Here is a 22,712-nt window from a genome sequence, read left to right as displayed (position 1 = left end):
CCCGCGCCCGGCGTGGGATGGTGCGTCACCCTCCCCGGCTCCGCCCCGCAATCCCCCGCAATAGCCAAATGCCAGTCACTTTGACCTGACACAACCTTTACCCGGAAAAAAACACAAACTGCCAATAGTCCCTTGCTATTTATTGAATAAGAATTATTCTCATTGAAACCAATCAATGGAGATGAGATTCATGACTTATTTGATCGATGCCTGGCTGGACCGCCCACACCCTTACCTCAGAATCCTGCATCGCGAGACCGGGGAAGTTTGTGCCGTGCTTGAAGAGGAAGCCTTGAACGAGTTGCAGGATCAGGGTGACCTGGACGTCAGCGGCTTGAGTTCCAGCGAGCCGGTGGTGCTCAAGGAACTGGTGCGCAATCTGTTTCTGTTCTGCTACGCCCGAGCATTGCGCCCGCACGGCGATCTGAATCACAAGATCGAATTATGAAACACCCTGCAAAACCCTGTAGGAGCAAGGCTTGCCCGCGAAGAGGCCATCACATTCAACATCATCGTTGACTGAGACACCGCCTTCGCGAGCAAGCTTCGCTCCTACAGGATCACGTTAATCACGCGACCGCAGGATCACGGGATCTTCGATTTACAGAACGTCGAGCAGCTCGACGTCGAACACCAGTACGCTGTGCGGCGGAATGCTGCCAACGCCTTGAGCGCCGTAAGCCAGTTCGCTCGGCACGTACAGACGCCATTTGCTGCCGGCATTCATCAGTTGCAGGGCTTCGGTCCAGCCAGCGATCACGCCGCCAACCGGGAATTCTGCAGGCTGGCCGCGCTCGTAGGAACTGTCGAACACAGTGCCGTCGATCAGGGTGCCGTGGTAGTGAGTGCGCACTTGATCTTCACGGCTCGGCTTGGCGCCTTCACCCTGAGTCAGCACTTCAAATTGCAGGCCGGAAGCCAGGGTAGTGATGCCGTCACGCTTGGCGTTTTCCGCCAGGAAAGCCAGGCCTTCGCCAGCAGCCGCTTCAGCTTTGGCCGCTGCTTCGGCTTGCATGATCTCGCGGATCACTTTGAAGCTGGCGGACATTTCTTCCTGACCCACACGGCTCGGCTTGCCGGCGAATGCGTCGGTCAGGCCAGCCAGGATCGCGTCCAGGTTAACGCCCGGTGGCGGGTTGTCGCGCAGTTGGTCGCCCAACTGACGGCCGATGCCGTAGCTGACGCGGGTTTCGTCGGTGGACAGATTTACTTCGGACATGACACTGCTCCGCTGTGCGGACGGCCCTGGAACATGCCGTGCGTGCACAGCGCATCCCGGAACGCCCGGAACCAAAAGGGCGAGCAGACTAGCACAGATGCCCTGTCATGGATGAGCGCGCGTCAGCCCTGCCAGGCAGAACGCCAGGCAATCGGCACTTTCAGGCTTTCTTCGGCACTGGCGCCGAGTCCGCACATCTCGTCATGCACCGAGGTGTGCACCAGATTGAACGGCAGCTGGGGAAACGCATGCAGCACTTCGCGGGCATGCTCGACCGAACGCAGATGAAACGCCTTGCCACGTGGATCGTTCAACGGATACGCCATGCCGTGCATGCGCGCCTCCAGCAGATAAATTCCGCCTTCCAGCGAAATCAGGTTCAGCTCATCGACCTTGCCGGCGATGGCGTAGGCATTCAGCTCTTGCAGGTTCATGAAAGCACCTCAAGCAATGGCAGATCCGGGCCTTACAGGGATAAGCCTGGTCACGAAAAAGCACAACCCACAAACTGCACCATTGGTCCGGTCGCCCCTCACCAAACCTGCTGATTCATCCCAACCCGTAGGAGCGAGGCTTGCCCGCGAAGGCATCGTCACATTTAACATGAACGGTTACAGACACACCGCCTTCGCGGGCAAGCCTTGCTCCTACAGGACCGGGGGTGATCAGTGCTTGGTCAACTTATCCAGATAACCCATCGCAAACGCCGACACCACGAACGTCATGTGAATGATCACGTACCACTTCAAGTGCTCGGGATCGACGTTTTTTGCGTCCATGAAAATCCGCAGCAAGTGGATCGACGAGATCGCCACGATCGAGGCGGCGACTTTCATTTTCAGCGAGGACGAATCCATGGTCCCCAGCCAGTGCAGCTTCTCTTTGTCTTCGTCGATGTCCAGTTGCGAGACGAAATTCTCGTAGCCGGAGATCATCACCATCACCAGCAGGCCGCCGACCAGCGCCATGTCGATCAGCGACAGCAGCACCAGAATCAGGTCCGATTCGGCCATCGAGAAGACGTTGGGGATGACGTGGAAGACTTCCTGGAAAAACTTCAGCGCCAGCGCCAGCAGGCCCAGCGACAGGCCGAAATAGATCGGCGCGAGCAACCAGCGGGAGGCGTACATTGCATTTTCGATAAAGCGTTCCATCGGATCTCACACAAGGGCTGGAAAATGGCGGCGAGTATACAACGCGCTGCCAGTGCCCAGAAGCATCCGGAAACCATCGATAAATCCGTAACCTGCGCGTATGTGACAAAGCTTTTCTGCTAGTGTCCAAACCATTCACAAGTCAGTGACACCGGACAGGAAGACAGGAAATGGATGTGCGATTGCCTTTTACGAGTGCCGGCGTGTGCCTGGCGTTGCTGCTCAGCGGTTGCTCACCCAGCGATGAAAAACGCCAAGTCAGCCTTGACGAAAAAACCGCGCAGTTCGAAACGTCATTAAATGCCATTCAGGACCCGAAACTCAAGAACGCCATCGCCGAGTTGGGCGGCTCGCTGCTGTTGCTCGAACGCGCGCAGCTCAAACTCGACACCAAGCCGCTGCAAACCGAATACAGCGAAGACGTGCTGGCAGTGCTCAAGCACTACCCCACCCCGCAGGCGCTGGTCGACACCTACATCAACGGCTTGTTTGTGTTGCACAAAGATTCCAGCTCCGACTACCTGACCGATCTGCAACCGGTGTTCCCGTTCAACTTCAACATTCCCGACACGTTTCTTTTTCCCAATGGCCTGGAATGGCAATCGGTGACCCTGAGCGACAAACGCGTCATCGGTTTTCAACCGGAATGGTCGGAAACCGATCCCGGCATCCAGCTCAGTCCTTCGAGTTCGAACCTGACCAACCCCGAAGATTTGACCGTGACCTACCCGTTCATCGACGGCTTGGATGTCGACAACAAACAGCAGCCGCAACCGGTGAGCCTGCAAGGCAAGGTTGAAGTGGTGGCGCCGCGTCGGCTCTACAGTTTTGAGCTGACGAAAAAGGATGTCGGGCAGACGCGCAGCAACGACAACCTCAGCGTGAAGCTGCTCAAACTCGAGCCCAATTACGCCGAGATCGAATTCGATAACAGCCTGCCAACGGCCGCCGAAGTCAGCGAGACGCCGCTCAACCCGCTGATCGTGCAGGCTCGCGACAGCACCGGGCAGTTCCTTTCGCGCTCGGGCTCGATCAATGAAACCGCTGCGCAAATCGCTTTTTATCAGAAACAACTGGCCAGGTTGCAGCAGGAAAAAACCTGGAGCGATTCGCTGGAAAAGCAGCTCGAAGACGATCAGCGAGCCTTCGAAAAGCAGCAGACGCGTAATTACTCCAAGGTGTATTTCAACGGCCCGATCGAGACGCTTGAGGTCAGCGTGCTGGACTTCTCCAGCGCCACAGTGACGCGCAAGGATCTCAACCTGCCGGTGCGCCGTTTCGAGCAAAACACCACGCAGAAAAACATTCAGCCGCTGGATCTGCCGGTGGTGGTGTATGACGACCAGGCCCCGGCGTGGCTCAAAGGCGCGACGCTCGACGAAGAACAGTTGAAGAAGAGCGTGCGCATCAGCCAATCGGTGGACGACACGAGCGCCGCGCAGATCGAATTTGATCGCCCGCGCAGCTTCAACGAGGAAATGCTCGGCACCGCGTTGAAACCGGTTGACGGCCCGGTGAGCTTTTTTACCGAGGACGGCAGAGGCAAGCGTGATGAGCCGATCGAGTTGCCGCCGGAGGCTTATCAGGTCGACCCGTTGCGCCGGACCATCACTTACGACCTGAATCTGTTTCCGGAAACCCCGGCCTACGCGGTGGGCTCGATGCCGCTGTTTCTGGCGACCGTGGCCAAGAAAAGCCTCGGCGCGAAGCAGTTACCCGAAGGCCTGGAGCTCAAGGGCAACGCGTTGGTGGTAGATCAGAAACTGTTTCCAGCTGATGAGTGGCGTTTCTACGCCAAGGACGACAGCGGCAATTACCTGAAAGAGATTCTCGCCGTCAGCCACAACGCCAGCGCAGAAGGCCCGGCGCTGTTTGGCGTGCATTACTTCTATGGCCAGCCGACGCAACTGGAAAGCTATCAGCGAACCGACCTCACCACCGTGCAATACGGGTTTGAGGTCAAACTCGACAAGACCGAACTGCCCAACCCGGTTCAGTGATTCGGCCGGGGGCTAATGATCGGGTCGGGAGTCGAAACCACCCAGGCTGCGGCAACGACCGCCGTTGATTTCCCGCAGTTGGGCTTGCAGATGCAGGCACCAGATTTGCGGGTCGTCGGCGAGTTCGTAGCCGTGCAGCGTCAGGCTTTCAACGATGGTGTCGAGGATCGATTCAGCCGCGAACGGGCCATGAAACGGGCCTTGGGCCTTGATGGCCGAAGGTTGTTCACCGGCCATTCCGGCGGCGAAGAGTAAGGTCCACATGCCCGTATCGCCCGCCAATGGGCGGATGGCGCACTCGATACGGGTCACAAGGCCCAGGCATTGACGGGTGAGGCAGAGGTTGCGCGACATGGCGGCGACCCTCGGTAGATCCGGTATTCAGCCTCGGTGAAAAGGCTGTTTCGATCCTATGATTGCTGTCCTTATCCTTGAGCTGAGAATAGAAGAAAAGTTCGCTTCGCAAGCAAAGCGAGACCAGAAGGCGCCGAGCGGTCATTGTGTGAATATTGACGCCAGCGTGATGGCACTCTCGCAGCGAAATGTCGATTTTGCCAATGCACAAAAAACTGAAGGAGCAAGGCTTGCCCGCGAAGGCGGCGTGTCAGCCAACATCAATGTGGGTTGGCAGATGGCCTTCGCGGGCAAGCCTCGCTCCTACGGGAGGTATGGCTCAAATCACGCTGGTTTGGCTTCCACCAGTGCTTCCAGGGCCATTTCCTTTTCGGCTTCCTTGAGGTCTTCTTCGCTGATCATTTCCGCGATGGCTCGCAGGCGTTCCACCACCCGCGCATTGACGCTGCCCTCAGGGAATTGGCCATCAGCATCCGGCTCACCGGCCGGCTCGCCTACCAACAGGCTCAGCGCTTCATCCGCCTGACGCACGGCGTAGACATGGAACTGCCCCGCGCGCACTGCCGAGAGCACTTTTTCATCGAGCATCAGCGTTGCCACGTTGGCCTGCGGAATGATCGCGCCCTGCTCGCCGGTCAGCCCGCGCGCTTCGCAGAGGCGGAAGAAGCCTTCGATCTTCTCGTTGACCCCACCCACCGCTTGCACTTCGCCGAACTGGTTGATCGAGCCGGTGATCGCGAAACACTGCTTGAGCGGCGTCTTCGACAACGCCGAAATCAGCGTGCAGGCCTCGCCCAGCGACGCACTGTCGCCATCCACGTAACCGTAGGATTGCTCGAGGGCGATGCTCGCGGAGATCGCCAGCGGGAATTCCTGCGCGTAACGGCTGCCCAGGTAACCGGTCAGGATCATCACGCCTTTGGAGTGAATCGGCTGGCCAAGGTTGACCTCTCGTTCGATGTCGACAATGCCGCTGCCGCCCGGATAGACCGTGGCGGAAATCCGCGCCGGCACGCCGAATGCCGAATCACCGACCTCCAGCACCGTCAGCCCGTTGCACTTGCCGACCGCTGCGCCATCGGTGTCGATCAGGATGATCCCCGCCAGCATGTCGTCGAGAATCCGCGCCGAAACACGCCCGGTACGGGTTGCCTTGGCTTTGAGCGCACGCTCGATGTGCCCGGCGTCGGTCATTTCGTCACTCGCCAGATGGCGGATGAAATCGGCCTCGCTGACCAGTTGAAACAGATCGCCGATACGCGCCGACAAACGTCCCTGATGCTCGGCCAGCCGCGCGCTGTAAGTCGCCAGACGCGCCACCGCATCCGCCGTCAGCGGCGCCATGCCTTCTTCAGAGGTGCGGGTTTTCAGCAACTGGGCGAACTGCTCCAGGCTTTCGTCGACCATCGGGATGTCTTCGTCGAAGTCGACGAGGACACGAAACATTTCCTGGAAGTCCGGATCGAGGTCCTGCAGCGTGTAGTACAGCTGCCGCGCGCCGATGATGATGACTTTGACCTGCAACGGAATGTGTTGCGGAGTCAGCGTCACCGTGGCCAGACGACCGAGTTCACCGAGCGGCGACTCCATTTTCAGTTTGCGCGATTGCAGGGCGCGCTTCAGCGCGTCCCACACGAACGGCTCACTGAGCATTTTTTCCGCTTCAAGAATCAGGAAACCGCCATTCGCGCGATGCAGCGCACCCGGACGCAACTGCCGATAGGTCGTGTACAACGCGCCTTGATCGGTGCTGTATTCGATGCGCCCGAACAGGTTTTCGTAGGTCGGGTGCGGCTCGAACACTACCGGCGCACCGCCGCTGGCGGAATGCCCGACCACCAGGCTCGGCGCGTATTGCTCTTCGAGCATTTTGCGCGCGACCGCGTCAGTCTTGCTGTCGTCGACCAGTTGCTCGACCACGGTTTTCAACAGGTAAACCTGCATCGCTTGCAAGTAACCGCACACTGCCGCGTTCTCGGCGTACTTCTCCGACAACGGCGCCAGCAACGGCTGCAATGCCAAAGTGATGGTTTCTTCGTTGAGTTGGCGCAGCTGATTGCTCGACTCGCGCTTCCATTGCGGCAGGCTCGCGAGTTCTTCGTTGAGGCGTTCTTCGAGACCGGAAATGTCGTCGTGAAAACGCTCGCGATCGGCTTCCGGCAATTGCGCGAATTCCGCTTCGTCCAGCGCCTTGCCCTCGCTCATCGGCGTGAACGCAATGTTGCTGGCGTCGCGGTACAGCGCGACTTCCTTCTCCAACGCCAGGCGCTCGATGATGTCCAGGGCCTTGTCGTAGCGCTGGTTGAAGGCGCGGTCGATGGCACTTTTCTTTTGCTGGTAGGACGGATGCTCGAAGACCGCCGGAAAAGTCGCCAGCAGGTTGTCGATCAAACCGTTGATGTCGTTGATAAACGCCCCGGCGGTGCCCGATGGCAACTCCAGTGCGCGCGGCTCGCGCGGTTCATCGAAATTATTGACGTAGACCCAATCGGCCGGGGTCTGCAGGCGTTTGCCTTCGGCTTTGAGGTAGCGTTTGACGAACGAAAACCGGCCGGTGCCGGGCTCGCCCATGACAAACACGTTGTAACCGGGGCGTGGCATGGCCACACCGAACTGCAAGGCTTCGACCGCACGTTCCTGGCCAAGCACACCGCGGAAGGGCTCCAATTCATTGGTGGTAGAGAAGCTGAACTGTTCAGCGGAAAACGGACGGGTCAGCGCTTCGGGCGCTAGACGCAAGCTGGCAGCAACAGGATCAGGCATCGGGCTTCCTTACATCAGGCGGGGCAGATAGCGGCATTCTGGCGCTGCCCATACCCGACTGGCAAGGCGCGCCTCAAGCCAAAGCATAGACAAACCGCCATGCCCACGCGGGGCGGGGGCAAAACATTGTTTTACAGCGAATGTTTTGGAAAAAATCACGGAACCCTTGGAACGTGCCTAAACTCCAAATTGCGCGGCTGGAACTAATAACCGGCTCACTGGCGTCGCAAGGCGCCAAACCCCTTGTCCATTGGTATGCACATAAAGAGAACAAAGCTATGAAACGGATTCTTCTCGGTACTCTCTTCACCGTTGTTTCCCTCAATGCCATGGCTCAGGCGCCAGGCGGCCCTGATTGTGGTTGGGGCAACATGCTGTTCGAAGGACAGCGCGGCACCCCGGCTCACTTCCTCGCATCCACCACCAACGGCACGTCCGGTAACGCAACATTTGGTATGACTTCCGGCACCAACGGTTGCTCCACTAACGCGTCGCTGACCTATGGCGGCAAATCCTGGATTGCCATGAATGGCATGATGAACGAGCTGTCCGAAGACATGGCTAAAGGTCAGGGCGAAGCGCTGACTACTTACGCCGTGGTACTGGGCGTGGCGCCGGAAGACCGTGCGCATTTCGCCGCTGTGACTCACGAGCACTTCCAGCAGATCTTCAGCAAGGCTGACGTGACCGCGGACGACGTGCATACCAACACTCTGGCTATCCTGAAGAGCGATCCTCGTCTGGCCAAGTACGCCACTCAAGCATAAGCTCGCGTCACCCCGCTCCTTCGGGAGCGGGTTTTGTTTTTTGGACCTGCCCTCCTTGGGTCTTTATTACTTCCAACCAAGTTGCCCACTATGCTCAAACGCCTTGCCTGGCTGGCGCTCTGTGTCTGCGCCCCGCTGTCCGCCGCGCCACACATCGACGATCAACGTTTGCAGCAACTGGCCAACGACCCTTTCTGGATTTCCCTGGGTCATTACGAAACCGCCAAGCTCGGCGGCTGGCGCAGCTATGTCAGCGACAAAAAATTCTTCCTCGCCAGCGACGGCAACGAACACCCGGACCGTGAACTGGCGGCCACCGTGCAGGCGCTGTACGCCCCGGCAAGTGCTGGCGAGCAACATGCGCAATGCGTCTACCCGGCGCGCACCCGCTGGCTGAAAGCGCAACTGAACCTGACGGATCTGCCGGTGCCGCAGTGCAGCGAGTTCAAGCAATGGTTCAAGGATGTCGCGCCGCACAGTGCGGTGATGATCTTCCCGGCGGCGTACCTCAACAGCCCATCGTCGATGTTCGGCCACACGCTGCTGCGCATCGATCAGGCCAACGTGCAAAGCGACAAGACCACCCTGCTCAGCTACGCGATCAACTTCGGCGCCTACATCGAAGGTTCGGACAACAGCATTCTCTACGCCTGGAAAGGCTTGATGGGCGGCTATCCGGGGCTGTTCGCGCTGGTGCCCTATCAGGAAAAACTCTCGGAATACCGCAGCCTCGAAAACCGTGACCTGTGGGAATACCGGCTGAACCTGACCCAGCAAGAGACCGAGCGCATGGTCGAGCACGTCTGGGAGCTCAAGCAGATTCAGTTCGACTACTTTTTCTTCGACGAAAACTGCTCCTACCGCTTGCTCGAATTGCTCCAGGTGGCGCGGCCGAGCCTGCGCCTGACCGAACAATTCCCGCTGACGGCAATCCCGACCGACACCGTGAAAGCGGTGAAAGAGGCCGGTTTGGTCGAGTCGATCGAATATCGGCCGTCCCGCGAGCGCGAACTCCTGAGCCGCGCCGAGCCGTTGTCCAGCGAAGAACAGGATTGGGTGTTGAAGGTCAGCGCCGATCAAAAAGTGCTGCAGGATCCCGCGTTCAAGGCGCAAGCGAAAGATCGCCAGGCGTTGATAATCGATGCCGCGTATCGCCTCGAACGCTATCGCGCCAACGGCCAGGAACGCGATCCCCAACGCGCTCAGCGCAGTTTCGAATTGCTCCGCGCGATCAACCAGAACCCGCCGCCGGAACTCGATATCGAACGCCCGGGTTTGCCCGAGGATGGACACGAGTCGCGCACCTGGCAGGCCGGGCTCGGCACGCGTGGCGACAAGGCGTTTGGTGAATACGGCTTGCGCATGGCGTATCACGATCTGAATGACAACGCCGAGAGCTTTCCGCTGGGCGCGCAAATTGAAATCCTGCAGATGAAGCTGCGTCAGTACGAAGGCAATCACTGGCAATTGCAGCAACTGGACCTGGCGACGATTCGCTCGCTGACGCCGCGTAACGAGCTGTTGCAGCCGTTGTCGTGGCAAGTCACTGGTGGTCTTGAGCGCGTGCCGGGCAAACATGACGACGAAACCCTGGTCAGCCACGTCAATGGCGGTGGCGGCGGCACCTGGCAATTGGGCGAGGATGTGCTCGGTTTTGCCTTGGGCACGGTGCGCGTCGAGCACAACAATGATTTCGCCGAGTTCATTTCGCCAGCCGCCGGGTTCAATAGCGGCGTGCTGTGGAAAAACCCGCTGGGCAATTTCAGTCTGGAAACCAAGGGTGATTTCTTCACCAACGGCGAAGTGCGTCGCAGCATCAGCCTGAACCAGCAATGGGAATTGTCGCGCAACGTCGGTCTGCGCCTGAGCGCGCAACGCGAATTCAGCCACCTCGCCTCCCCCGAGAACGAAGTGATGCTCGAAGTGAAGTGGTATCACTATTGATTCGACACACCATCATCCCTGTGGGAGCGAGCTTGCTCGCGATGGCGGCGTAACAGGCAACATGGATGTTGAAGTTATTGCCTCATCGCCAGCAAGCTCGCTCCCACAAGGTTGCGATCATTTGACCTTTCTTTCACTCCGCGCTGACAAATCCGCCTCTAGACTCTTCACATGGGCCGACCATCGGCCGGGAGTCCAGGATGTGGCGTTTAGCGAGTGTGCTGGGATTGCTGCTGTTGTGCGCGGGTTGTCAGTCGACCCACGAAGACTTGATCGCCAGAGGTTACCCGCCGGCGTTCGCCGATGGTTTCGATGACGGTTGCATCAGTGGCCGTCAGGCCGCCGGGGCGATCACCGGGGAATTTCGCAAGAACGTGCCGCGTTACCTCAAGGACAGCCAATACGCCGAGGGCTGGGGCGACGGCTTCCGGCAGTGTCAGGCAATGCTGCAAAACCAGGATCGCGAGCAATACCGCAGCCGTCATTGGGACGACCGCGAAAAAGCCTGGCAGCAGCAGAAAGATCAGGACACCGCGCGGGCCTTGCGCTCGCCATAGTCGCTGGCAGACATCCATCGAAACTATTGCGCTGCGACCATGGACCAAACCCTATACCGGGAGAAAATCATGAGTCGTGCTTTCGTCAATGAAGATAACGCCGCTGCACAAGCCGATCAGCCAGTCGAACGGCAGGTCAGCGCGCAGCCCAATTACGTCACCCCGGCAGGCCTCGCGCAGTTGCACGCGAAGGTTGCCGAACTGCAAAAGCTGCACAGCGAACAATCGGCCAAAGGTGAGCAATCAGACAAACAGCGTTTGGCCGACCTTGAACGGGATTTGCGGTATTTCAACCAGCGCCTGCACAGCGCGCAAGTGGTGACCAGCGCCAGCTCGACGCAGAAAGTGCAGATTGGCAGCCGCGTGACGTTCGCCGATGAACACGACGCCGAGCACACCGTGCAACTGGTCGGCGAAGATCAGGCGGACGCGCCGGCGGGGCTGATCAATTGGGGTTCACCGCTGGGCCGGGCGTTGCTCGGGGCGCAACTCGGGGACGAGGTGCTGTGGCTACGTCCGGCCGGCGATCAGTCGATTGAGGTCATTCGCATCGAACCGGCTTAAACCACGCCTTGGGCGAGCATGGCGTCGGCGACTTTGACGAAACCGGCGATGTTCGCCCCTTTGACGTAATTGACCCGGCCATTCTCTTCGCCGTAATGCACGCACGCATGGTGGATCGACTGCATGATCGCGTGGAGTTTGCTGTCCACTTCGCCGCCGGTCCACAGCAGGCGCATGGCGTTTTGCGACATCTCCAACCCGCTCACCGCGACGCCGCCAGCGTTGGACGCCTTGCCCGGCGCGAAGAGAATGCCGGCCTCGATGAACAGGTCGACGGCGTCCAGCGTGGTCGGCATGTTCGCGCCTTCCGCAACGCAGATGCAGCCATTGCGCAACAACGTGCGAGCGGCCTCGGCGTCCAGCTCATTCTGAGTCGCGCACGGCAGCGCGATGTCGCAGGGCAACGACCACGGATGCGCGCCGGCCTTGAACTCCAGGCCAAAGCGCGCGGCCAGTTCACTGATGCGCCCGCGCTGAACGTTTTTCAGTTCCAGCACCGCCAGCCATTGCTCCTCGGTGAGGCCGCTTTCGCAATACAGCGTGCCTTCGGAGTCGGACAACGAAATTACCTTGCCGCCCAAATCCATGACCTTGCGCGCGGCGTATTGCGCGACGTTGCCGGAGCCGGAGATGGCCACGCGCTTGCCTTCAACCGTCTGTCCGCTGCGCTTGAGCATTTCCTCGGCGAAATACACGCAACCGAAACCGGTGGCTTCCGGGCGAATCAGGCTGCCGCCATAGCTCGGGCCTTTGCCGGTGAGCACGCTGGTGAACTGGTTGCTCAGGCGTTTGTATTGGCCGAAGAGGAAACCGATCTCGCGCGCGCCGACGCCGATATCGCCCGCCGGGACGTCCACGTCCGCGCCGATGTGGCGGTACAACTCGCTCATGAAGGCTTGGCAGAAACGCATGACTTCGGCGTCACTTTTGCCTTTCGGGTCGAAGTCCGCGCCGCCCTTGCCGCCGCCCATTGGCAGTGAAGTCAGCGAGTTTTTGAAGGTTTGTTCGAAGGCGAGGAATTTCAGCACGCCCATGTTCACCGAAGGATGGAAACGCAAACCGCCCTTGTACGGGCCAATGGCGCTGTTCATCTGGATACGGAAGCCGCGATTGACCTGCACTTTGCCGTGATCATCGACCCACGAAACCCGAAACACGATCGCCCGCTCCGGCTCACAGATGCGCTCGAGAATACCGGACGTCAGGTAATGCGGATTGGCTTCAAGAAACGGCCACAAACTGCGCAAGACTTCTTCAACGGCCTGGTGAAATTCAGGCTGGTCCGGGTCACGTTTTTTCAGGCGGGCGAGGAAGGATTCAACGGATTCGATCATGGAAAAGTCTCGGCAAATTTATTGTCGTTGGAAGAGATTGGCCCGGACTTTAGCAAACGAATTGCGCACAGGAACAGCGCAAAGTGTCGCGTTTATGAAATTAAATGGTGCACAGGATATAAATCTGCTGGGGATTTGGGTGTTTTGTGCACCTGAATGGGGACTGCTACATGGAGATTTTCACCGATCAATAAATTGCTTTCGCGGGCAAGCCTCGCTCCTACAGGGGACCGCGTTGCTCTTGTAGGAGCGAGGCTTGCCCGCGAAGGCCACGGCGCGATTTATCTGAATAACGCGCAAAAAAAACGGAACCCGAAGGCTCCGTTTTTTCATCCAACCAACCCGCTATCAGGCCAGTTTCTTGTGCCGTACACGATGCGGCTGGGAAGCCGCTTCGCCGAGGCGTTTCTTGCGATCGGCTTCGTATTCGGTGTAGTTGCCTTCGAAGAAGATCGCTTGCGAATCGTCTTCGTAGGCCAGGATGTGCGTCGCCACACGGTCAAGGAACCACCGATCGTGAGAGATCACAATGGCGGCGCCAGGGAAGTCCAGCAGGGCTTCTTCGAGCGAACGCAGGGTTTCCACGTCGAGGTCGTTGGACGGTTCGTCGAGCAGCAGGACGTTGCCACCCTCCTTCAGCGTCAGCGCCAGGTGCAAGCGACCGCGCTCACCACCGGACAGGTCCTTGACGAACTTCTGCTGGTCGCCGCCCTTGAAGTTGAAGCGACCGACGTAGGTGCGCGACGGAATCTCGTAGTTGCCGATGCGGATCTGATCCGAACCGTCGGAGATTTGCTGGAACACCGTCTTGCTGCCGTCGAGGTCGTCGCGGCTCTGGTCAACACAGGCCAGTTGCACGGTTTCGCCGACTTCGATGCTGCCCGAATCCGGTTGTTCCTTGCCCATCAACATGCGGAACAGCGTCGATTTACCCGCGCCGTTACCACCGATCACGCCAACGATCGCGCCTTTAGGCATGGAGAACGACAGGTTGTCGATCAACACGCGATCGCCGTAACCCTTGGAAACGTTCTTGAACTCGATGACCTTGTCACCCAGGCGCGGACCGGCCGGGATGTAGATCTCGTTGGTTTCGCTGCGCTTCTGGAATTCCTGCGATTGCATTTCTTCGAAGCGTTGCAGACGTGCCTTGGATTTCGACTGGCGGGCCTTCGCGCCTTTGCGCACCCACTCCAGTTCTTCCTTCATAGCTTTTTCGTGAGCCGACTGCTGCTTGGATTCGGCCGCCAGACGATCGGACTTGGCTTCAAGCCAACCCGAATAGTTGCCCTCGTAAGGGATACCGGCGCCACGGTCGAGCTCGAGAATCCAGCCCGCGACGTTGTCGAGGAAGTAGCGGTCGTGCGTGATCGCAACCACGGTGCCCGGGAAATCGTGCAGGAAGTGCTCAAGCCAGGCGACGGAATCGGCGTCCAAGTGGTTGGTCGGTTCGTCGAGCAGCAGCATGTCCGGAGCGGACAGCAGCAAGCGGCACAGGGCCACACGACGCTTTTCACCACCGGAAAGGAATTCGACCTTGGCGTCCCACGCCGGCAGACGCAGCGCATCGGCGGCGACTTCCAGTTGGCGATCGAGGTTGTGACCGTCGCTGGCCTGCAGGATGGCTTCGAGCTTGGCCTGTTCAGCGGCCAGTTTGTCGAAGTCGGCATCTTCATCGGCGTAGGCCGCGTAGACCTCGTCCAGGCGTGCCTGGGCGTTCTTGATCACGCTGACCGCTTCCTCGACCACTTCACGAACAGTTTTGGTCGGATCGAGGATCGGTTCCTGCGGCAGGTAGCCGATGTTCAGCTCCGGCATCGGACGGGCTTCGCCCTCGAACTCGGTGTCGACGCCGGCCATGATTTTCAGCAGCGTGGACTTGCCCGAACCGTTGAGGCCGAGCACGCCGATTTTGGCGCCGGGGAAGAAGGACAGCGAAATGTTTTTCAGGATTTCCCGCTTCGGCGGAACAACTTTGCCCAGCCGATGCATGGTGAAGACGTATTGAGCCATGGAGAACCTTGGGTCAGTGACAGATGAATGATTGGAGCGCAGGCGATGCCTGGGCCAGACCGTGCGCGGCGTCCGCCTGATAAGGACCAATGCGTGCGCGCTGAAAAAGCCTGAGTTTAGGAGCTGGAACGCTCCCGCGTAACCGGCAAAGCTACCTGAATGACCGATGGCAGTCCAGCCATGCGGGGCTGGCACTTCGCCACAACTCAAGGCATGCTAGCCGCCCTTCGGGCGTCCGGCTTATAGTGCACGTCGCGCCAGTCCAGCCAAACCGCAGGATTCCAGTTTGTCGAACGTCACGCCGCCTCTTTCCAACCGCACACCTGCTGCGGCGCTTGGCCCTCCCCTGCGCGGAACGCTGAAGGGCGCCTTGGCGACCCTCGTGCTATTGCTGCTCGCGTTGCTGTTCTGGCAACTGCTCGATCAATTGCGCGAAACCCAGAAAAACCAGCGCCAGTACACCATCGACTACACCGCCGACCTCGCCGCGCAAGTCAGCCTGAACATGGCGCTGAACGCGCAGATCGCCTTGAACCTGCTGCCGATCGTCGAGCAACCGCAAACCGTCGACGAACAACAAGCCCTCTTGCGCCGGCTGCAACAGTCGCTGCCGGAACTGCGCAGCCTCGCGTTGCTCAGCCCCTCCGGGAAAATCCTCAGCGACAGCGCCGCCGACAGCCGCGACGCCGACTACCTCAGCGAACTGGTGCGTCGCAGCCGCGCGCAAGCGCATTACTTCAGCAACGCCGATGACGGTTCGGTGGTGCATTTGCTGCTGCATCAGGCCAGCGGCAGCAGTCGCGGTTATTGGGCGTTGCGCCTGACGCCGACGTTTTTCTCGTCGCTGACTAAGCAGGGCGAATCCGGGATCCGCCCGTTGTGGCTGGTGGAAAACCGCCTCAATCAACAAATCATCAGTCGCGACCAAGCCATGCCCGCCGCCCTCCCCACCGGCAAGCCTGCCGAATTGAGCGAGGATGATCTGGCCAACAGCGTGTTGACCGTGCCGCTGAGCAGCAGCGACTGGCAATTGCGCGGCTTGTTCGACCGCCAGCAAGTGCTCGAACAATTGTTGCCGGCGTTCATCGGCAAATGCCTGCTGGGCCTGGCGTTCTCCCTGCTGCCGTTTATTGCGCTGTTGAGCATGCGTCGGCGCCAGCGCCAATTGCATGAAGGGCGCCGCCGGTATCAGGACATTTTCGAAGGCACCGGCGTCGCGCTGTGCGTGCTCGACCTGTCGGGGCTGAAAAGCTTCTTCGACAAGGCCCAGCTCAACAGCAGCGAACAACTGCAAGCCTGGCTCGACGTCCCCGAACAACGCCGCCAATTGCTCCAGGAATTGCGCATCACCGAGGTCAACCAGGTCGCGCTGCAACTGCTCAACGTCAATTCCTGCGAACAAGCCTGGAACCTGCTGATCGACGGCTGCCCGAGTGACCCCACCGCCATCGGCACGCGGGTGCTGGAAGCGGTGCTGAATCAGCAGAAACAACTCGAACTGGAAATCAAACTGCCGGACACCAACGGTCGCGATCAGCATCTGTGGCTGGTGCTGCGCCTGCCGGAAGAGCAGCACGATTACAAAGCAGTGATCCTCAGCATCAACGACATCACCAGCCGCAAGCTGATCGAACTGTCGTTGCTGGAGCGTGAGGGTTTCTGGTCCGACGTGGTGCGCACCGTGCCGGATCACCTGTATGTGCAGGACGTGATCAGCCAGCGGATGATCTTCAGCAACCACCATTTGGGGCAGACGCTGGGCTACAACCGCAGCGAACTGCACCAGATGGGCGAGTATTTCTGGGAAATTCTCCTGCACCCGGAAGATGCCGACTATTACCACCGTTCGCGGCAGACTCAGCGCCACGCCGGTTATTCACAACTGCTGCAATGCCAACTGCGCTTCCGTCACCGGGACGGCAACTGGCGGCGTTTCGACATTCGCGAGCAGGCATTGGCGCGCGACAAAAACGATCAGGTCACGCGGATCATCGGCGTGGCCAAAGACATCACCGAACAGATCGAGGCCAGCGAATCGCTGCGTGACAGCGAACAGCGGTATCGCATGCTCGCCGAAAGCATTAGCGACGTGATTTTCTCCACCGACAGCAAACTCTCGCTCAATTACGTCAGCCCGTCGGTGCACGCGGTGCTCGGTTATAACGCTGACTGGATTTTCCAGAACGGCTGGCAATCGACCATCGCCAACCCGCAGCAACTGACCGGCATCTACGGCTTGATGGACCGCGTCAGCAAAGCGCTGGATAAACCCGAGCAACTGGCGTTGCTGCGCAGTCAGGTGCAAACCCAACTTTTTCTGTTCGACTGCTTGCGCGCCGATGGCCGCAAGATTCCGATCGAGCTGCGGCTGGTGCTGGTCTGGGACGAACATGGCGCGTTCGAAGGCGTGCTTGGCGTCGGTCGCGACATCAGCCAGCAGCGCCGCGCCGAGAAAGACCTGCGCATGGCGGCCACGGTATTCGAGCACTCGACCTCGGCGATTCTCATCACTGACCCGGCCGGTTACATCGTCCAGGCCAACGAGGCGTTCAGTCGGGTCAGCGGTTACGCGGTGGCGCAGGTGCTCGACCAGTTGCCGAACATGCTCACCGTCGATGACCAACAGGAAGCGCACCTGCGTTACGTGCTCAAGCAATTGCATCTGCACAGCACGTGGGAAGGTGAAGTCTGGCTCAAGCGCCGCAACGGCGAGCATTACCCGGCGTGGGTCGGCATCACGGCGGTGCTCGATGATGAAGGTGACCTGGCCAGTTACGTGTGTTTCTTCAGCGACATCAGCGAGCGCAAGGCCAGCGAACAGCGAATCCATCGCCTCGCGTATTACGACGCCCTGACGCATTTGCCCAACCGCACGCTGTTCCAGGATCGCTTGCACACCGCGCTGCAATCGGCGGAACGGCAGAAGTCGTGGGTGGTGCTGATGTTCCTCGACCTCGACCGCTTCAAACCGATCAACGATTCCCTCGGCCACGCCGCCGGCGACCGCATGCTCAAGGAAATGGCCACGCGCCTGCTCGGTTGCGTCGACGATGACGACACCGTGGCGCGCATGGGCGGCGACGAGTTCACCTTGCTCCTGCAACCGCGCATCAACCGTGAAGTGGCGCTGAACCGGGCGATTCACGTTGCCGAGCAGATTCTCGCCAGCCTGGTCAAACCGTTTGTGCTGGAAGGTCGCGAGTTCTTTGTCACCGCGAGTATCGGCATTGCCCTGAGCCCGCAGGATGGCAACGAGCTCAGCCAGTTGATGAAGAACGCCGACACCGCGATGTACCACGCAAAGGAGCGCGGCAAAAACAACTTCCAGTTCTATCAGGCCGACATGAACGCCAGTGCGCTGGAGCGTCTGGAGCTGGAGAGCGACTTGCGCCATGCCTTGGAGCAGGACGAATTTGTGCTGTATTACCAGCCGCAATTCAGCGGCGACGGCAAACGCCTGACCGGCGCCGAAGCGTTGCTGCGCTGGCGTCATCCGCGTCGTGGACTGGTGCCGCCGGGGGATTTCATTCCGGTGCTCGAAGAGCTCGGGCTGGTGGTGGATGTCGGCGACTGGGTGATCAGCGAAGCGTGCCGTCAGCTCAAGACCTGGCATCAGGCCAAAGTACGCGTGCCCAAGGTCTCGGTGAACATCTCGGCGCGGCAGTTCTCCGATGGCCAGCTCGGCACGCGGATCGCCAATATCCTCAAGGACACCGGCCTGCCGCCAGCCTGTCTGGAGCTGGAGCTGACCGAAAGTATCCTGATGCGCGAAGTCAGCGAGGCGATGCAGATTCTCGCCGGGTTGAAAAACCTCGGGCTGAGCATCGCGGTGGATGACTTTGGCACCGGTTATTCATCGCTCAACTATTTGAAGCAGTTCCCGATCGATGTGCTGAAAATCGACCGCACGTTTGTCGACGGTTTGCCGTCGGGTGAACAGGACGCGCAGATCGCCCGGGCGATCATCGCCATGGCCCACAGCCTGAATCTGGCGGTGATTGCCGAAGGCGTGGAAACCCATGAGCAGCTGGACTTCCTGCGTGAGCATGGTTGCGATGAGGTTCAGGGTTATCTGTTCGGACGGCCGATGCCGGCGAGCCGGTTTGAAGCGCAATTCAGCAATGAAGCGCTGTTCATGTTTGATTGATTGGAGCGGCCCTTGTGGCGAGGGGGCTTGCCCCCGTTGGGTTGCGAAGCGGCCCCGGCAATCCTCCAGTTAAACCATACAAGCAGATATTGCGACTGCTTCGCAGCCGAACGGGGGCAAGCCCCCTCGCCACAGGTCAGCACGATCACCGCTGATCCCGTCATGAAGCCCACTTGTCTGCGACATGATGTCCTTTCATATGCCATCTAAAACCCATTGGGTTAGAATGCCCCCCTTTTCTGCCCCGATCCTTGAGGACCGCCATGTTCAGCCGTGATTTGACTATTGCCAAGTACGACGCCGATCTCTTTGCCGCCATGGAGCAAGAAGCTCAGCGCCAGGAAGAACACATTGAGCTGATCGCTTCGGAAAACTACACCAGCCCAGCGGTGATGGAAGCTCAAGGCTCGGTACTGACCAACAAGTACGCCGAAGGTTATCCGGGCAAGCGCTACTACGGCGGTTGCGAGTTCGTCGACATCGTTGAACAACTGGCCATCGACCGCGCCAAAGAACTGTTCGGCGCCGATTACGCCAACGTTCAGCCGCACGCCGGTTCGCAAGCCAACAGCGCCGTTTACCTGGCCCTGCTGCAAGCGGGCGACACCATTCTGGGCATGAGCCTGGCTCACGGCGGTCACTTGACCCACGGCGCCAGCGTTTCCTCGTCGGGCAAGCTGTACAACGCCGTGCAGTACGGCATCGACGCCAATGGCCTGATCGACTACGACGAAGTCGAGCGCCTGGCGGTCGAGCACAAACCAAAAATGATCGTGGCCGGTTTCTCTGCCTACTCGCAGATCCTCGACTTCCCGCGTTTCCGCGAAATCGCTGACAAGGTTGGCGCCTACCTGTTCGTCGACATGGCTCACGTGGCCGGTCTGGTCGCCGCTGGCGTCTACCCGAACCCGGTGCCTTTCGCTGACGTCGTGACCACCACCACGCACAAGACCCTGCGCGGTCCACGTGGCGGCCTGATCCTGGCTCGCGCCAACGCCGACATCGAGAAAAAGCTCAACTCCGCCGTATTCCCGGGCGCCCAGGGTGGCCCGCTGGAGCACGTGATCGCTGCCAAGGCGATCTGCTTCAAGGAAGCGCTGCAGCCTGAGTTCAAGACCTACCAGCAACAAGTGGTGAAAAACGCCAAGGCCATGGCCGGCGTATTCATCGAGCGCGGTTTCGACGTGGTGTCGGGCGGTACTGAGAACCACCTGTTCCTGCTGTCGCTGATCAAGCAGGAAATCTCCGGTAAAGACGCCGACGCCGCTCTGGGCAAGGCTTTCATCACCGTGAACAAGAACTCCGTGCCAAACGATCCGCGCTCGCCGTTCGTCACCTCCGGCCTGCGCTTCGGCACCCCGGCTGTGACCACTCGTGGCTTCAAAGAAGCAGAGTGCAAAGAGCTGGCCGGCTGGATCTGCGACATCCTGGCTGACCTGAACAACGAAGCGGTGATCGACGCCGTTCGTGAGAAAGTCAAAGCCATCTGCAAGAAGCTGCCGGTATACGGCGCCTGATTGCAGCGCTGAATCGCAGCACTAAAAAAACCGGTCAGTGATGGCCGGTTTTTTTTCGTCCGGGTTTTGCCTGAAAAACTTTCAGAACGCGAAAAGGCTCAAGCTCGGTGCATTGCGCGCAACTGGTCAGACCGGTCATGCCAATCGCTGATTTTCCGCTTGCGGCCCAATAAAAACAGCGACTAGACTGCGCCTGCACTGGACATACCGGTAAGACCACAATAATTAAGTCCTGAATCTGATGCGCTCAACGCGCACGGCAGCCAGGACACCGACCAGGATTCCTCCCATGCTCAGATGGTGCTCGCGTTCAATCTTCCTCCAAGTGGTTCTCGGACTGGTGCTCGGCATCGTCTGCGGGCTGACCCTTCCCGAATACTCCGCTCAACTCAAACCGCTGGGCGACGGCTTCATCAAACTGATCAAAATGCTCATTGGCCTGATCGTGTTCTGCGTCGTGGTCAGCGGCATCAGCGGTGCCGGCGACTTGAAGAAGGTCGGGCGTATCGGCCTCAAGTCGGTGATCTACTTCGAAGTGCTGACCACCATCGCATTGGTGATCGGCCTGGTGTTCGCCTTCAGCACCGGCATCGGCAGCGGCGCGAACATTCATCTCGACCAGCTCTCCGCCGCCGACATGGGCGACATCGCCCAGCGCGGCCAGCACATGCACACCACCACGCAGTTTTTGATGGACCTGATTCCGACCTCGGTCATCGGCGCCTTCGCTGACAACAACATCCTGCAAGTGCTGCTGTTTTCGGTGCTGTTCGGCAGCGCGCTGAACCTGGTGGGCGAAGCCGCTTCGGGCATTTCGCGGCTGATCAACGAACTCAGCCATGTGATCTTCCGCATCATGGGCATGATCGTGCGCCTGGCGCCGATTGGCGTGTTCGGCGCCATCGCCTTCACCACCAGCAAATATGGCCTCGACTCGCTGCAACATCTCGGCAGCCTGGTTGGCCTGTTCTACCTGACGTGCGTGGCGTTCGTGTCGCTGATTCTCGGTCTGGTGATGCGCGTGTCCGGCCTGCGCATGTGGCCGCTGCTCAAATACTTGCGCGAAGAATTGCTGATCGTCATGGGCACCGCGTCGTCCGACGCCGTGTTGCCGCAAATCATGCGCAAACTCGAGCACCTGGGCATCGGCAGCTCGACGGTCGGGCTGGTGATTCCAACCGGTTACTCGTTCAACCTCGACGGTTTCTCGATCTACCTGACCTTGGCCATTGTTTTCATCGCCAACGCCACCGGCACGCCGCTGGCCATGACTGATTTGCTGACCATTTTGCTGGTGTCGCTGATCACCTCCAAAGGCGCGCACGGGATTCCCGGTTCGGCGCTGGTGATTCTCGCGGCGACGCTGACGGCGATCCCGGCCATTCCGGTGGTTGGCCTGGTGCTGGTGCTGGCGGTGGACTGGTTCATGGGGATTGGCCGCGCGTTGACCAATCTGATCGGCAACTGCGTGGCGACCGTGGCAATTGCGCGGTGGGAAAAAGACATTGATGTGCAACGGGCAAACAAAGTGCTTTCCGGTCAGGTCGGGTATACCTTCCAGCCGAGAAAACCGGTAGCACCGGCGCATCAGCAGGAATTCTGATCATGCGCGAGCCTGCCACGCGGCAGGCTCGCTAGCCTTATTCATGGAGCAAAACGTGATTACCACTTCAACGGTCGTCAATTCAGTCGTAGAAAAACTTCGGGCCGCGCTGGCCCGTGGTCAGTGGCGCTCCGGCGAAATGCTGCCGGGCCAGCGTGAACTGGCCGAACAATTGGGCATCAGCCGTCCGAGCCTGCGCGAAGCGGTGATCGTCCTCGAAACCCTCGGGCTGGTGCGTTCGATGCCGGGCAAAGGCGTGGTGGTGCTGGAAGCCAATCTCAGCGACAGCCAAAGCCACGACAGCGCGGTGGCCGGCGCCAGCCTCGAAGACGTGCTGCAACTGCGTTACACCCTCGAGCCGTTTATCGTCGGGCTGGTGGCGCAATCGATCAGCAGCAAGGAAGTCGGGCAATTGCGCCTGACCTTGATGGACATGCGCGAAGCCCTTGAGGCCAATGACAGCGAAGCCGGGGTCAACGCCTACATCGCGTTCCACGAGGAGCTGTTCACGCTGACCTCGAACCCGATCTTCCAAAGCGTGGTGCAGCAGACCAGCAACGCCCTCAAGCAAAGCGCCGACGTGCTGCGCAATTCGCCGGAGCACTTGGCCGAACGGCTTGAGGAAAACGAAGCGGTGGTCCGCGCGATCCGCAGCAAGAACAGCGCCCAGGCCAGCGCCGAAATGCGCCGGCACATCCTGCGCGAAGGTCAGCGCATGGGCATTGAACTGAACATTCCGGACGACAACCTCGGCAGTTGAATCCGCTGCCAACTGG

The 22,712-nt window shown here is 59.6% G+C and carries 17 protein-coding genes; 10 read left to right on the top strand and 7 right to left on the bottom strand.

Annotated features, from left to right (window positions below; genetic code table 11):
• Positions 1-190: 190 nt before the first annotated feature.
• Entirely contained in the window at positions 191-448 is a 258-nt protein-coding gene (locus tag BLU01_RS17180) for a PA4570 family protein (RefSeq protein ID WP_092277812.1), read from the top strand.
• A gap of 153 nt (positions 449-601) precedes the next feature.
• On the opposite strand, the gene BLU01_RS17175 is transcribed toward BLU01_RS17180, so the two are convergent.
• The 3 genes from BLU01_RS17175 to BLU01_RS17165 all read right to left on the bottom strand — a co-directional run bounded on the left by BLU01_RS17175 (position 602) and on the right by BLU01_RS17165 (position 2,373).
• Positions 602-1,219 (bottom strand): FKBP-type peptidyl-prolyl cis-trans isomerase, encoded by a 618-nt coding sequence (locus tag BLU01_RS17175; RefSeq protein WP_092277810.1) that lies wholly within the window; start codon positions 1,217-1,219, stop codon positions 602-604.
• Positions 1,220-1,341: 122 nt separating this feature from the next.
• Entirely contained in the window at positions 1,342-1,653 is a 312-nt protein-coding gene (locus BLU01_RS17170) for a DUF6482 family protein (protein ID WP_092277808.1), read from the bottom strand.
• 231 nt (positions 1,654-1,884) lie between these two features.
• The gene (locus BLU01_RS17165; RefSeq protein ID WP_092277806.1) at positions 1,885-2,373 is read right to left on the bottom strand and encodes a TIGR00645 family protein; all 489 of its coding nucleotides are present in this window, start codon (positions 2,371-2,373) and stop codon (positions 1,885-1,887) included.
• A 170-nt stretch (positions 2,374-2,543) separates the two neighbouring features.
• Between BLU01_RS17165 and BLU01_RS17160 the strand changes: the two genes are divergently transcribed.
• On the top strand, positions 2,544-4,373 hold the full coding sequence (locus tag BLU01_RS17160) for a hypothetical protein (RefSeq protein ID WP_092277804.1): 1,830 nt from the start codon (positions 2,544-2,546) through the stop codon (positions 4,371-4,373).
• A 12-nt stretch (positions 4,374-4,385) separates the two neighbouring features.
• Here BLU01_RS17160 and BLU01_RS17155 read toward each other — a convergent pair whose 3' ends face one another.
• Both BLU01_RS17155 and BLU01_RS17150 read right to left on the bottom strand, forming a co-directional pair.
• Positions 4,386-4,727 (bottom strand): PA4575 family protein, encoded by a 342-nt coding sequence (locus BLU01_RS17155; protein ID WP_092277802.1) that lies wholly within the window; start codon positions 4,725-4,727, stop codon positions 4,386-4,388.
• A 324-nt stretch (positions 4,728-5,051) separates the two neighbouring features.
• Positions 5,052-7,490: a Lon protease family protein gene (locus BLU01_RS17150; protein WP_092277800.1), complete on the bottom strand. Its 2,439-nt coding sequence runs from the start codon at positions 7,488-7,490 to the stop codon at positions 5,052-5,054.
• Between the two features lie 278 nt (positions 7,491-7,768).
• On the opposite strand from BLU01_RS17150, the gene BLU01_RS17145 reads away from it, so the two are divergent.
• From BLU01_RS17145 to BLU01_RS17130, 4 genes are all read left to right on the top strand, one after another.
• Positions 7,769-8,257, top strand: a complete 489-nt coding sequence (locus BLU01_RS17145) for a DUF3015 domain-containing protein (protein WP_092277798.1) — start codon at positions 7,769-7,771, stop codon at positions 8,255-8,257.
• Positions 8,258-8,347: 90 nt separating this feature from the next.
• Positions 8,348-10,201 (top strand): Lnb N-terminal periplasmic domain-containing protein, encoded by a 1,854-nt coding sequence (locus BLU01_RS17140; protein WP_092277796.1) that lies wholly within the window; start codon positions 8,348-8,350, stop codon positions 10,199-10,201.
• 200 nt (positions 10,202-10,401) lie between these two features.
• Entirely contained in the window at positions 10,402-10,758 is a 357-nt protein-coding gene (locus BLU01_RS17135) for a hypothetical protein (RefSeq protein WP_092277794.1), read from the top strand.
• Between the two features lie 69 nt (positions 10,759-10,827).
• Positions 10,828-11,322: a GreA/GreB family elongation factor gene (locus tag BLU01_RS17130; RefSeq protein WP_092277792.1), complete on the top strand. Its 495-nt coding sequence runs from the start codon at positions 10,828-10,830 to the stop codon at positions 11,320-11,322.
• Here BLU01_RS17130 and gdhA read toward each other — a convergent pair.
• Positions 11,319-12,656 carry an NADP-specific glutamate dehydrogenase gene (gene gdhA, locus BLU01_RS17125; protein ID WP_092277790.1) on the bottom strand — a complete coding sequence of 446 codons (1,338 nt, stop codon included), beginning with the start codon at positions 12,654-12,656 and terminating at the stop codon, positions 11,319-11,321. The genes BLU01_RS17130 and gdhA overlap by 4 nt on opposite strands.
• A 348-nt stretch (positions 12,657-13,004) precedes the next feature.
• Complete coding sequence (ettA, locus tag BLU01_RS17120) at positions 13,005-14,669, bottom strand: energy-dependent translational throttle protein EttA (RefSeq protein WP_092277788.1); 1,665 nt, start codon at positions 14,667-14,669, stop codon at positions 13,005-13,007.
• A 286-nt stretch (positions 14,670-14,955) separates the two neighbouring features.
• On the opposite strand from ettA, the gene BLU01_RS17115 reads away from it, so the two are divergent.
• The 4 genes from BLU01_RS17115 to BLU01_RS17100 all read left to right on the top strand — a co-directional run bounded on the left by BLU01_RS17115 (position 14,956) and on the right by BLU01_RS17100 (position 22,696).
• Positions 14,956-18,816 (top strand): sensor domain-containing protein, encoded by a 3,861-nt coding sequence (locus BLU01_RS17115; protein ID WP_092277786.1) that lies wholly within the window; start codon positions 14,956-14,958, stop codon positions 18,814-18,816.
• Positions 18,817-19,079: 263 nt separating this feature from the next.
• A complete protein-coding gene (gene glyA, locus BLU01_RS17110) occupies positions 19,080-20,333 on the top strand; it encodes a serine hydroxymethyltransferase (protein WP_092277784.1) in 1,254 nt (417 codons plus the stop codon).
• Positions 20,334-20,622: 289 nt separating this feature from the next.
• Complete coding sequence (locus BLU01_RS17105; RefSeq protein ID WP_092277783.1) at positions 20,623-21,936, top strand: C4-dicarboxylate transporter DctA; 1,314 nt, start codon at positions 20,623-20,625, stop codon at positions 21,934-21,936.
• A 55-nt stretch (positions 21,937-21,991) separates the two neighbouring features.
• Positions 21,992-22,696, top strand: coding sequence for a FadR/GntR family transcriptional regulator (locus tag BLU01_RS17100; RefSeq protein WP_092277781.1), 705 nt, complete (start codon positions 21,992-21,994; stop codon positions 22,694-22,696).
• Positions 22,697-22,712 lie beyond the last annotated feature (16 nt).

The organism is Pseudomonas prosekii, assembly GCF_900105155.1.
Taxonomy (GTDB): domain Bacteria; phylum Pseudomonadota; class Gammaproteobacteria; order Pseudomonadales; family Pseudomonadaceae; genus Aquipseudomonas; species Aquipseudomonas prosekii.
Note: the sequence above shows the minus strand (reverse complement) of the source record. Positions and strands in the feature narration are given on the sequence as shown.